This is a genomic window from Streptomyces sp. NPDC020917 (genome assembly GCF_044333795.1).
Classification (GTDB): domain Bacteria; phylum Actinomycetota; class Actinomycetes; order Streptomycetales; family Streptomycetaceae; genus Actinacidiphila.
Genome location: NZ_JBIRRR010000001.1, coordinates 109,941 through 121,825 on the forward strand (window position 1 = coordinate 109,941; position 11,885 = coordinate 121,825).

At 72.5% G+C, this 11,885-nt stretch carries 9 protein-coding genes and 1 pseudogene; all 10 read left to right on the top strand.

Features of this window, described 5'->3' with window-relative positions; translation table 11 throughout:
• The first annotated feature begins 28 nt into the window (after positions 1–28).
• The 10 genes and pseudogenes from mrdA to ACH4TG_RS00485 all read left to right on the top strand — a co-directional run bounded on the left by mrdA (position 29) and on the right by ACH4TG_RS00485 (position 11,808).
• Positions 29–2,269: a penicillin-binding protein 2 gene (mrdA, locus tag ACH4TG_RS00440; RefSeq protein WP_398239301.1), complete on the top strand. Its 2,241-nt coding sequence runs from the start codon at positions 29–31 to the stop codon at positions 2,267–2,269.
• Entirely contained in the window at positions 2,266–3,462 is a 1,197-nt protein-coding gene (rodA, locus tag ACH4TG_RS00445; protein ID WP_398239303.1) for a rod shape-determining protein RodA, read from the top strand. Before mrdA ends, rodA begins: the two co-directional genes overlap by 4 nt.
• A 58-nt stretch (positions 3,463–3,520) precedes the next feature.
• Positions 3,521–5,017, top strand: a complete 1,497-nt coding sequence (locus ACH4TG_RS00450) for a CHAD domain-containing protein (RefSeq protein ID WP_398239304.1) — start codon at positions 3,521–3,523, stop codon at positions 5,015–5,017.
• Positions 5,018–5,138: 121 nt separating this feature from the next.
• On the top strand, positions 5,139–7,061 hold the full coding sequence (locus tag ACH4TG_RS00455) for a TIGR03960 family B12-binding radical SAM protein (RefSeq protein WP_398239305.1): 1,923 nt from the start codon (positions 5,139–5,141) through the stop codon (positions 7,059–7,061).
• A gap of 35 nt (positions 7,062–7,096) precedes the next feature.
• Positions 7,097–7,651 (top strand): annotated as a pseudogene (locus tag ACH4TG_RS00460) (GNAT family N-acetyltransferase).
• 90 nt (positions 7,652–7,741) lie between these two features.
• Complete coding sequence (locus tag ACH4TG_RS00465; RefSeq protein WP_398239307.1) at positions 7,742–8,452, top strand: carboxypeptidase-like regulatory domain-containing protein; 711 nt, start codon at positions 7,742–7,744, stop codon at positions 8,450–8,452.
• 111 nt (positions 8,453–8,563) lie between these two features.
• Positions 8,564–8,983, top strand: coding sequence for a hypothetical protein (locus ACH4TG_RS00470; protein ID WP_398239309.1), 420 nt, complete (start codon positions 8,564–8,566; stop codon positions 8,981–8,983).
• A 112-nt stretch (positions 8,984–9,095) separates the two neighbouring features.
• Positions 9,096–9,641 carry a GNAT family N-acetyltransferase gene (locus tag ACH4TG_RS00475; RefSeq protein ID WP_398239310.1) on the top strand — a complete coding sequence of 182 codons (546 nt, stop codon included), beginning with the start codon at positions 9,096–9,098 and terminating at the stop codon, positions 9,639–9,641.
• Positions 9,642–9,651: 10 nt separating this feature from the next.
• Complete coding sequence (locus ACH4TG_RS00480; protein WP_398239312.1) at positions 9,652–10,812, top strand: hypothetical protein; 1,161 nt, start codon at positions 9,652–9,654, stop codon at positions 10,810–10,812.
• A gap of 207 nt (positions 10,813–11,019) precedes the next feature.
• On the top strand, positions 11,020–11,808 hold the full coding sequence (locus tag ACH4TG_RS00485; protein ID WP_398239314.1) for a TIGR03936 family radical SAM-associated protein: 789 nt from the start codon (positions 11,020–11,022) through the stop codon (positions 11,806–11,808).
• The last annotated feature ends 77 nt before the right edge of the window (positions 11,809–11,885 follow it).

Genomic DNA, 11,885 nt, shown 5'->3' on the forward strand with positions numbered 1-11,885 from the left:
GCACGGCCAGCAGGACCAGGGAGCAGAGTTGAGCAACATCCCGGAGACCGGACGGACCACCCGCGTCACCATCCGGCTCGTGATCCTCCAGATCCTCGTCGTGTCGCTGCTGCTGACCCTCGGCGGCCGCCTGTGGTACCTGCAGATCCGCAACGGCCAGAGCTATGACCAGAAGGCCGCGAGCAACCACATCCAGCAGGTCGTCACCCCCGCCGTGCGCGGCTCGATCCTCGACGACCACGGGGTGCCGCTGGCCGACAACCAGACCCGGCTGGTGGTCTCCGCCAACCGCACCGATCTGCTCAAGCAGGGCGACGGCGGCACGGCCGTCCTGGACCGGCTCGCCGGTGTGCTCGGCATGAAGCCCGTGGACGTCGCCGACAAGGTGCGGCTGTGCGACGCCCACACCCCCAAGCCCTGCTGGAACGGCTCCCCGTACCAGCCCATCCCGATCACCGACGCCGCGACGACCCAGCAGGCGCTGCAGATCATGGAGCGCCGCGAGGACTTCCCCGGCATCACCGCCGAGCCCACCGCGGTCCGCCGCTACCCCGGGCCGGACAAGTCCAACAGCGCCCAGGTACTGGGCTACCTCGGCCCGGTCACCGACGGGGAGGTCGCCGCCTCGGAGAAGTCCGCCAACCCGCTGCTGCGCTCCGACCAGATCGGCCGCTCCGGCCTGGAGAGCGTCTACGACGCGCAACTGCGCGGCACGGCGGGCGTCACCCGCTACCAGGTCGACAACCTGGGCCGGGTCATCGGCAAGGCCGGCGACACCCCGGCGCAGCCCGGCAGCGACCTGGTCACCAGCATCGACGCCCGGGTCCAGGCCGTCACCGAGCAGCAGCTCAACGCCGCCATGGTCGCCGCCCGCGGCACCTTCGACACCGTCACCGGCAAGAACTACAAGGCCGACTCCGGCGCCGCGGTCGTCATGGACAACCACACCGGCCGGATCATCGCCATGGCCAGCCTGCCGGACTACGACCCCAACATGTGGGTCGGCGGCATCTCCGCCAAGGACTACGCGGCGCTCACCGACACCAAGTCGGACTACCCGCTGCTGAACCGTGCCATCCAGGGCCAGTCGGCCCCCGGCTCGACGTTCAAGGTCATCTCCACCTCCGCGGCCATCGCGGCCGGCTACGCCGAGGACGGCAACTACCCCTGCACGTCCTCGATGATGATCGGCAACCGCGAGTTCAAGAACTTCGAGAACGAGAGCTTCGGCGACATCTCGCTGGGCCGCGCCCTGGAGGTCTCCTGCGACACGGTGTTCTACGGCATCGCGTACCAGGAGTGGCAGAAGGACGGCGGCACCAGCCCCAAGCACCCCAAGGACTGGTTCTTCAAGACCGCCCACCAGTTCGGCCTCGGCGCCAAGACCGGCGTCGACCTGCCCGGCGAGGTCAAGGGCCGGGTCCCGGACCGGCAGTGGAAGCAGGACTTCTGGGACGCCAACAAGGCCGACTGGTGCGCCACCGCCAAGAAGCACAAGAACGACCACAACCCGCCGCTGGGCATCGCCATCGCCATCGAGAACTGCCCCGACGGGTACGTGGTGCGCGCCGGTGACTCCGTCAACTACGCCATCGGCCAGGGCGACACGCTCGTCACCCCGGTCCAGATGGCCCGCGTCTACGCGGCGCTGGCCAACGGCGGCACGCTCTACCAGCCGTCCATCGGCAAGGCCGTGATAAGTGCTGACGGCAAGACCGTCACCCCCATCAAGCCCAAGGTGGTCGGCAAGCTGCCCGACTCCAAGTCCACCCTGAAGTACATCGACAAGGCCCTGGCCGGCGTCGTCACCGAGGGCACCGCCGACTGGAAGTTCGGCGGCTGGCCGCAGGCCAAGATCCCGCTGCACGCCAAGACCGGTACCGCCGAGGTCGAGGGCAAGCAGACCACGTCCTGGTTCGACACGTACACCAAGGACTACACGATCGTCATGACGATCTCCCAGGGCGGCACCGGATCCGGCGGCTCCGGCGAGGCCGTGCGCCGCATCTACGAGGCCATGTACGGCATCACGAAGGACAGCAGCCAGATCGACCCGAGCAAGGGCATCATGCCCAAGCCCCTCGACTCGCTGCCCAAGATCTCCCCGGACGGCGGCGTCATCCAGTCCGCGCTGTCGACCCCGGCCCCCGACACCTTCCTGATCCCGAACGCCCCGCAGCAGGCCGGCGGCGGCCCCGTGCCGGCCCTGGCCGCCCTGTCGCCGACCCGCACCGAGAAGCTGCTCTTCGGCAGGAAGTACCGGGCATGAGTGCGCACACCTTCGCGGTCCGCCGGTTCAGCCCGGAGAAGTCGACCTTCGGCAAGCTCTTCGCCCGCGACTCCCTCGTGCGGCGGATGGACTGGATCCTGCTGCTCGCCACGGTGCTGCTGTGCGCCATCGGCACCATGCTGGTGTACTCCGCCACCCGCAACCGCACCGCGCTCACCCACGGCGACCACTACTACTTCCTGATCCGGCACGTCATGAACGCCGGCATCGGGTTCGCGCTGGCCGCCGGAGTGATGGCCATAGGGCACCACCGGATGCGCAGCGTCGTGCCGTTCTTCTACGCGCTGGCCATCCTGGGCATCCTCGCCGTCCTCAGCCCGCTCGGCTCGACCGTCAACGGCGCGCACTCGTGGATCGTGATCGGCGGCGGCTTCTCGCTGCAGCCCTCGGAGTTCGTCAAGGTCGCCATCATCATCGGCATGGCCATGGTGCTGTCCGCACGGGTGGACGCCGGCGACCGCATCCACCCCGACAACCGCACCGTGCTGCAGGCCCTCGGCCTGGCCGTGGTGCCGATCCTGATCATCATGCTGATGCCGGACCTCGGCTCGATCATGGTGCTCGCCGCGATCATCCTCGGCGCGCTGCTCGCCTCCGGCTCCGACAACCGCTGGGTGTTCGGCCTGATGCTCGCCGGCGTCGCCGGCTCGCTCACCGTCTGGAAGCTCGGCATCCTCAGCAAGTACCAGGTCGACCGGTTCGCGGCCTTCGCCAACCCGGCCCTCGACCCCTCCGGCGTCGGATACAACACCAGCCAGGCGCGGATCGCCATCGGATCCGGCGGGCTGCTCGGCAAGGGCCTGTTCCACGGCAGCCAGACCACCGGGCAGTTCGTCCCCGAGCAGCAGACCGACTTCGTCTTCTCCGTCGCCGGAGAGGAACTGGGCTTCGTCGGCGCGGCGTTCATCATCGCGCTGATCGGCGTCATCCTGTGGCGGGCCTGCGCGATCGCCCGCAGCGCCACCGACCTGTACGGCACGATCGTCGCCGCCGGCGTGGTCGCCTGGTTCGCCTTCCAGTCCTTCGAGAACATCGGCATGACGCTCGGCATCATGCCGGTGGCCGGCATCCCCTTGCCCTTCGTGTCCTACGGCGGGTCATCCATGTTCGCCAACTGCATCGCCATAGGGATGCTCCAGTCGGTGCGGATGCACCGGCCGATGTCGGCATAGGCACCTTCCCGGAGCAGGGGCGTTGCCTCGACCCGCCGGGCCCGGTTACGGTCCGAACATGGGCCACCGAGTCGGCGAGACCGAACGGAAGTACGAGACGGCGGCCGGGGCCGAGGTCCCGCGCCCGGTCCTCGTCGGGCTCCCCGACGTCGCCGGCACCCGCACCCTGGACCCCGTCGAACTCGACGCCGTCTACTACGACACCGCCGGGCTCGCCCTGGCCGCGCACCGCATCACCCTGCGCCGCCGCACCGGAGGCGACGACGCCGGCTGGCACCTCAAGCTCCCCTCGTCCGAAGCCGACACCCGCATCGAGGTCCACGCACCCCTCGGCCCCGACGACGACCACCAGCCGCCCGACGACCTGCGCGCCGAGACCGCCGCCCTGACCCGCGGCCGCCCCCTGCACCCCGTCGTCCGGCTCCGCACCACCCGCCGCCGGGTCCTGCTCCTCGACCGCCGCGACCGCACCCTCGCCGAGATCGCGCACGACACCGTGACCGCCGAGACCCCGGACGGCGCCACCACCACCTGGTCCGAGACCGAGGTCGAACTGTACGACGGCGGCCCCGACCTCCTCGACGCCGTCGAGGAACGCCTCGCCGCAGCCGGGTTGCACCGCTCCGCCTCCCCCTCCAAACTCGCCCGGGCCCTCGGCGGCGTCCTCACCCCGCCCCCCGCCGCCCCCGACCTGCCGGCCACCGCGGGCCGCACCGCCACCGCGTACATCCGCGAGCAGCTCACCGCGATCCTCGCCCTCGACCCGGCCGTGCGCCGCGACGAGGAGGACGCAGTCCACCGCATGCGGGTCGCCACCCGCCGCGCCCGGAGCGCCTTCAAGAGCTTCCGCAAGGAACTTGACCGCGCCACCACCGACCCGCTCGGCGACGAACTGAAGTGGCTGGCCGCCGTCCTCGGCACCGCACGCGACCGCGAGGTCCTCACCGAACGGCTCGCCCGCCGGCTCGACGAACTCGACCCCGCGCTCGTCGACGGCAGGCTCCGCCACAGGCTGCTCCACCGCGCACCCGAACACGGGAACGGGACCGCCGCCCCGCCCGAACTGGACGGCGCCCGCTACTTCGCGGTCCTCGACGCCCTGGAAGCACTCCTCGCCGCACCCCCCTACACCCCCGCCGCCGACGCCCCCGCCGCCGAAGCCGCCGAGACCACCCTGCGGCACGACCACGCCCGGCTGCGCCGCCGCATCGAGGCGGCCATCGCCCTGCCACCCGGCCACGACCGGGACGTCGCCCTCCACGAGGCCCGCAAGGACGCCAAACGCGCCCGGTACTCCTCCGAGGCCGCCCAACCCGTCCTCGGCCGCCCCGCCGCCGCCCACGCCTCCCGGATGAAAGGCGTCCAGCAACTCCTCGGCGAGCACCAGGACAGCGTGATGTGCCGCGCCGCCCTCACCGAACTGCGCGCAGGCGCCGTCCGCGCCGGCGAGGACCCCGCACCCTACGACGCCGTCGACCGCAGGGAACGCGAGATCGCCGCCGAGGTGGAAGCCGACCTGCCCCGCGCCTGGCACGAAGCCGACCGCCCCGTGTGACCGGCAGGGGGCGGAACCCGTGACGCGAATCACCCCACCCGCGCTCGGGTACTCTTGAGGGTCATCCTCCCCGAGGCCGACGCGCCCGGGGGCTCCCCGCCCGCTGATGAAAGACGCCGAGATGCCTGTCGAGTCGGTCTTCCCGCGCCTGGAAGCGCTTCTCCCTCACGTCCAGAAGCCCATCCAGTACGTCGGCGGGGAACTGAACTCCACCGTCAAGGACTGGGACTCCACCGACGTGCGGTGGGCCCTGATGTACCCCGACGCCTACGAGGTCGGCCTGCCCAACCAGGGCGTCATGATCCTCTACGAGGTGCTCAACGAGCGCGAGGGCGTCCTCGCCGAGCGCACCTACAGCGTCTGGCCCGACCTGGAGGAGCTGATGCGCACGCACGGCGTCCCCCAGTTCACCGTCGACAGCCACCGCCCGGTCCGCGCCTTCGACGTCTTCGGCCTCAGTTTCTCCACCGAACTCGGCTACACCAACATGCTGGCCGCGCTCGACCTCGCCGGCATCCCCATGGCCGCCGCCGACCGCACCCTGGACGACCCGATCGTGCTGGCCGGCGGGCACGCCGCGTTCAACCCCGAGCCGATCGCCGACTTCATCGACGCCGCCGTCATCGGCGACGGCGAGCAGGCCGTCCTGGAGATGACCGACGTCATCCGCGCCTGGAAGGCCGAGGGCCGCCCCGGCGGCCGCGACGAGGTGCTGCTGCGCCTCGCCCGCACCGGCGGCGTGTACGTCCCGCGCTTCTACGACGTGGAGTACCTGCCCGACGGCCGCATCTCCCGCGTCGTGCCCAACCGCTCCGGCGTGCCGTGGCGGGTCTCCAAGCACACCGTCATGGACCTCGACGAGTGGCCGTACCCCAAGCAGCCGCTCGTCCCGCTCGCCGAGACCGTGCACGAGCGCATGTCGGTGGAGATCTTCCGCGGCTGCACCCGCGGCTGCCGCTTCTGCCAGGCCGGCATGATCACCCGCCCGGTGCGCGAGCGGTCCATCACCGGCATCGGCGAGATGGTCGAGGCGGGCCTGAAGGCCACCGGCTTCGAGGAGGTCGGCCTGCTGTCGCTGTCGTCCGCCGACCACAGCGAGATCGCCGACATCGCCAAGGGCCTCGCCGACCGCTACGAGGACGACAAGATCGGCCTGTCCCTGCCGTCCACCCGGGTCGACGCCTTCAACATCGACCTCGCCGACGAGCTGACCCGCAACGGCCGCCGCTCCGGCCTCACCTTCGCCCCCGAGGGCGGCTCCGAGCGGATCCGCAAGGTCATCAACAAGATGGTCTCCGAAGAGGACCTGATCAGGACCGTCGCCACCGCGTACGGCAACGGCTGGCGCCAGGTGAAGCTCTACTTCATGTGCGGCCTGCCCACCGAGACCGACGAGGACGTGCTGCAGATCGCGGACATGGCCAAGCGGGTCATCCAGAAGGGCCGCGAGGTCACCGGGCAGAACGACATCCGCTGCACTGTGTCCATCGGCGGGTTCGTGCCCAAGCCGCACACCCCGTTCCAGTGGGCCCCGCAGCTCGGCGTCGAGGAGACCGACGCCCGCCTGGAGAAGCTGCGCGACGCCATCCGCGGCGACCGCAAGTACGGCCGCAACATCGGCTTCCGCTACCACGACGGCAAGCCCGGCATCGTCGAGGGCCTGCTCTCCCGCGGCGACCGCCGCGTCGGCGCCGTGATCCGCGCCGTCTACGAGGACGGCGGCCGCTTCGACGGCTGGCGCGAGCACTTCTCCTACGACCGCTGGATGCGCGCCTGCGAGGCCACCCTCCCCGGCCTCGGCGTCGACCTCGCCTGGTACACCACCCGCGAGCGCACCGTCGAGGAGGTGCTCCCCTGGGACCACCTCGACTCCGGCCTCGACAAGGACTGGCTCTGGGACGACTGGCAGGACGCCCTCGACGAGACCGAGGTCGAGGACTGCCGCTGGACGCCGTGCTTCGACTGCGGCGTGTGTCCTCAGATGGACACCCACATTCAAGTCGGGCCCACCGGAAAGAAGTTGCTCCCGCTGACCGTCATCTGAGGGCGCGGTTCGGGGCCTGGGGCAGGTTGCGCGGCGTGACGGGATCCGGAAGTGGTGTACGGCAGCCGGCGCCGATCGAGACGGAGCGGCTGGTGCTCCGGGAGTCCGCGGGCGCGGGACCGGGGGGCGTTCGCGGAGTTGCTCGCCTCGCCGGAGGCGGGGACGTACGTCGGCGGGGCGCGGCCGCGGGAGGAGCTGGAGCGCGGGATCCCGGAGGTGCCCGGGCGGCGGTTCGGGGTTTTCGTAGTCGAGCTGGACGGCCGCGAGGAAGATGCCGGCATGATCACGCTCGACCCGCGCGACGCGGAGCGCCCGGGCCATGTCCGTCCGGACGCCGGTGAGGCCGAGCTCGGGTACATGTTCCTGCCGGAGGCGTGGGGGCGCGGCTACGCCGCGGAGGCGGGTGCGGCGGCACTTGCGTGGTTCGCCGGCGCGCGCCCCGGCGAGCCCGTCGTGCTGTCCACCCAGTCCGCCAACGGCGCCTCGATGCACGTCGCTTCGAAGCTGGGCTTCACCAAGTGGAGCGTTTCGAGGAGTACGGCGCCGAGCAGTGGTTCGGCGTGTGGTCCCCGACGCCGCTCGCCGGCTGACGGCCCTGCCCGGCGACACCGAAGCGAATCTGACGGATGGTCATTTCCGTGCGGCGAGGGGGTCGGTTGAGCGGGCCGGGGAGTCTGGTGGTGCGGGAGGCGTGGGTCGCGGGGGTGCGGCGGCACTTTCCGGGGGAGCCGATGTGGGCGCACGTGGCGTCCTGGGACGAGACACCGGGGTGGGAGCGCTTCGCGGGATCGGTCGTGTTCGACCTGGTGCACCAGTTCATCGTTGCCGGCAGCGGCGGGGCGGCGCTGCTGACGCGGGAGCAGAAGGGGCAGTTCGTCGCGGCCTGCTGGACCGCGCAGGTCCGCTACCACGTCGCCGACCCGAAGCCCGGGCAGGTCGCGGACTGGGGGGAGCGGCCGGTGTGGGAACGGGAGACCTGGGCCGATGTCTTCGAGGCCGTCGAACTCTTCGTGGCACGGCATCCGGATCCCTGGACGCCAATGCGGGTGCCGGTGGTGCGGGCGAGGAGGGCGGCGACGCGCGGCGCGGTCGTGGCGGCGGTGCGGACGCCGGACGGCGAACCGGTGGTCCATTGCCAGGTGAGCCCGCGGGCGCTGACACCGGCGAGGGTGCAGAGCATCGCGTTGTTCAGCGGGCCGAGCGGGCGGGCGACGTGGAGCCTGGAGCCGGGCACGTATGTGCTGGTCGCGCGCGGCAGGAACGACTGGGGAAGGTGGGTGCGCGGGGAGTCGGCGGAGGTGGCGGTGTCGGCGGGGGAGCGCCTCACCGTGGACATCGTGGTCCGCGAGGAGGACGACGGCGGGGATGCCGGGGGTGGGGGCGGGCGGTGAGCGGGGGCTGACGGTCGGGGCGGCACGCGCTCGGCGGCTGCCGAGTGGCGGGGCGGGAGCGGGCGGTCATCCTGGGTGAGGGGCGTTGACGCGAACCGTGAGGAGCCGGTCATGAAGCTGCGCGAAGCCCCGCCCCGGATGGCGACCGGGGCGTTCATCCTGCACTCGGGCCTGCAGAAGCTGAGGGGCGACGACGCCACGGCCGAGATGATCCACGGGATGGCCTGCGGGGCGTATCCGGTGTTCAAGAAGCTCTCGCCGCAGCAGTTCCTGCGCATGCTGTCGATCGGCGAGATCACGACGGGGGCGCTGCTGCTCGCGCCGATCGTGCCGACGGCGCTGGCCGGTGCCGCGCTCACCGGGTTCTCCGGCGCGCTGCTGGGGCTGTACGCGCGCACGCCGGGCATGCGGGAGCCGGGCAGCGTCTTCCCGACCCAGGAGGGCATGGTCCTGGCGAAGGACTCCTGGATGTTCGGCATCGGCCTGGGCCTGCTCGCGGACGCCGCGGCCGAGCGCTGCCCGCAGCACTGACCCGACCCGCACCCGCCCACCGCGGCCCGAGCGGAGAGCAGCCCCACACCGGGGGGCCGCGTCCGGGTGAAATGCGGTGGCCGCGCCGCGGGCACCCGGCCACACTGGAGCGATGCCGGAGCTCATCGACCCGGACACCCGGGTACACGCCTCCTTCCTCGCCGCCATGGACGAGTTCACCGCCGAGGGACGCGGCAGCGCGGACGACGACTCGATGGTCGGCCGGGACATCCGCGACTGGTCCGGTTCCTGGCACACCGCCGACGGCTTCACCCGCTACGTGGCCGCGCTGCGCGCCGAGGGCGACACCGGTGTGCCGCCCGTGCCCGGAAGGGTGCACTGCACCAACCTGTGGTGGGTCGAGGGCGACACGTATCTCGCCCGGATCGCGATCCGGCACAGCCTCACCGACTTCCTGCTCCACTACGGCGGCCACATCGGCTACGACGTGCGCGCCTCGGCGCGGCGCCGCGGGCACGCCACCGCGATGCTGCGTGCGGCGCTGCCCCTCGCGGACGGCCTCGGGATCGAGCAGGCGCTCGTCACCTGCGACACCACCAACATCGCTTCCCGCAAGGTGATCGAGGGCTGCGGCGGCGTGTTCGAGGACGAGCGCGGCGGCAAGCTGCGCTACTGGGTGCCCACTTCCCTCCGCTAGGTTCTGCCGTATGACGTGGGAGGGGGCGCCGCCGGCCGGCGGCGGGGGAGACGGCTGCCTGACGGTCGCGATCCGGATGCCGATCCGCATCCTGGCGGTCGTCGTGGTGCTGCCGGTCCGGCTGGTCTGGGACGCGCTGTGCGCGGCGGGCCGAGGGCTGCGCACCGCGCTCGACTGGCTGTGGCGCCGGCTTCTCCTGCCGCCGCTGCGCGCCCTCGGCCTGGCGCTGGCGTGGCTGGTGAAGGTGCTGCTGGTCGTTCCGGCGGTGGCGTTGTGGCGGTACGTGCTGGCGCCGGTGGGGCGCGCCATCGGGCTGGCCGGACGGGCCGTGGGGCTGGCGCTGGCGTGGCTGGTGAAGGTGCTGCTGGTCGTTCCGGCCGTGGCGCTGTGGAGGTACGTGCTCGCGCCGGCGGGGCGCGGGATCGCCCGGGGCCTGGACGGGCTCGGCGCCGGAGCGGCGTGGCTGGCGCGCGTACTGGTGGCGCTGCCCGCCGGCTGGCTGTGGCGCGCGGTGCTGGTGCCGGTCGCCACGGGGATCGCGATCGCGGTGTCCTTCCTGGTCCGGTGGCTGCTGGTGGCGCCGCTGGTCGCGCTGTGGCGGTACGCGGTGGTGCCGGTGGCGCGCGCCGTCGCATGGCTGCTGGGCGCCCTGTGGCGGGGCCTGGTCCGGCTGGTGCGGGTCCTGCTGGTCGTCCCGGCGGTGTTCGTGTGGCGGCGGGTCGTCGTCCCGGTCGCCCGCGAGGTCGCGGCCGCGATCGGGCACGCCTGGCGGGTGACGGGCTACGTGTCCCGCGCGGTCGGGCGGGGGATCGCCTGGCTGTTCCGGGTGCTGGTGGCGGTTCCCGCCGCGTGGCTGTGGAGCTGGACCGGCGCGCCGCTGGTCCGCGGCGCCCGCGCGGCATGGCGTTTCGTGAAGCGCGAGATCGTGCAGCCGGTGCGCCAGGCCGTGGCCGAGGCCCGGCGCACGGTGCGCACCGCGCTGTTCGGGGCGCCGGCCCGCGACACCCGCGGGCCCGCCGCGCCGCCGGCCTGGCAGGCACCCGGTGCCGCCGGGCCGCCGCTGCCGGCGAAGACCCTCCCGGACGTCCCCCCGCAGACGTCGCCCGAACCGCGCGGTGTCCCGCACCCGCCGGGCGTCCCGCACCCGCCGGGTGACGGCAGCGCGCGGTGAGCCCCGTGGTCGCGGCCGTGAAGGGGTTGTCCACAGGCCGTGACGGCACGGCGCGCACTGGGTGCCGTCCGGCGTAACCTTGGGTGTGCGGTACGAACGGCGTGCCGCACACGTACGCAGCGCACGCGCGCGTATCCCGGACACATCACGAGGGACTGAACGACTCTGGGCAAGCGACAGCCCGAAGGCCCGCCGCCCGCACCCGCGGTGCAGCGCATCCGCCTGCGCTACACCAAGCGCGGCCGCCTCCGGTTCACCAGCCACCGCGACTTCCAGCGCGCCTTCGAGCGGGCCCTGCGCCGCAGCGACGTACCCATGGCCTACTCGGCCGGGTTCACCCCGCACCCGAAGGTGTCGTACGCGGGCGCCGCACCCACCGGCGTCGGCAGCGAAGCGGAGTACCTGGAGATCGCCCTCGCCCAGACCCGTGACCCGGAGCAGCTGAGGCTGCTCCTCGACGCGTCGCTGCCCACCGGGCTGGACGTCATCGAGGCGGTCGAGGCCCACACCTCGGGTCTTGCCGACCGCCTGCAGGCGTCGGTGTGGCAGCTGCGGCTCGACGGCGTCGAGCCCGAGGCGGCCCGGCGGGCCGTCGCGGTGTTCCTCGCCGCCGACAGCGTGGAAGTACAGCGCAACACCAAGAACGGCATCCGCAGCTTCGACTGCCGGGCCGCGGTCACGCGGCTCGAGGTGGTGGACGCGGCCGACGCCGTGGGCGCCGCGGAGGCCAGGGACACGAAGGCCGCCGAATCGGGTGCCGATGCGCCGGACGACCACGCTTGTGCGATACTGCGGCTGGTTGTGCGGCACCTGACACCTGCCGTACGGCCCGACGACGTACTGTCCGGCCTCCATGCGACGGCCGACCTCGCGCCGCCGGTCCCCGCAGCGGTGACCAGGCTGGCGCAGGGGCCGCTCGACGAGGAGTCCGGCACGGTCACCGACCCGCTCGCGCCCGATCGCGACGCCGTGGCGGTGCCTGCCGGTTCCGCCTAGGTACGGCGTCACGCGTCGCCGACGCACCAGGGAGCCACCCGGGTCCGGCGCCGCTGACCACATGAGACTTTCGTCGG

Excerpts from the sequence above, each read along its gene's own strand:
- rodA (WP_398239303.1), top strand. The coding sequence starts at position 2,266 with ATGAGTGCGCACACCTTCGCGGTCCGCCGGTTCAGCCCGGAGAAGTCG.
- ACH4TG_RS00450 (WP_398239304.1), top strand. The coding sequence starts at position 3,521 with ATGGGCCACCGAGTCGGCGAGACCGAACGGAAGTACGAGACGGCGGCC.
- ACH4TG_RS00455 (WP_398239305.1), top strand. The coding sequence starts at position 5,139 with ATGCCTGTCGAGTCGGTCTTCCCGCGCCTGGAAGCGCTTCTCCCTCAC.
- ACH4TG_RS00470 (WP_398239309.1), top strand. The coding sequence starts at position 8,564 with ATGAAGCTGCGCGAAGCCCCGCCCCGGATGGCGACCGGGGCGTTCATC.
- ACH4TG_RS00475 (WP_398239310.1), top strand. The coding sequence starts at position 9,096 with ATGCCGGAGCTCATCGACCCGGACACCCGGGTACACGCCTCCTTCCTC.
- ACH4TG_RS00480 (WP_398239312.1), top strand. The coding sequence starts at position 9,652 with ATGACGTGGGAGGGGGCGCCGCCGGCCGGCGGCGGGGGAGACGGCTGC.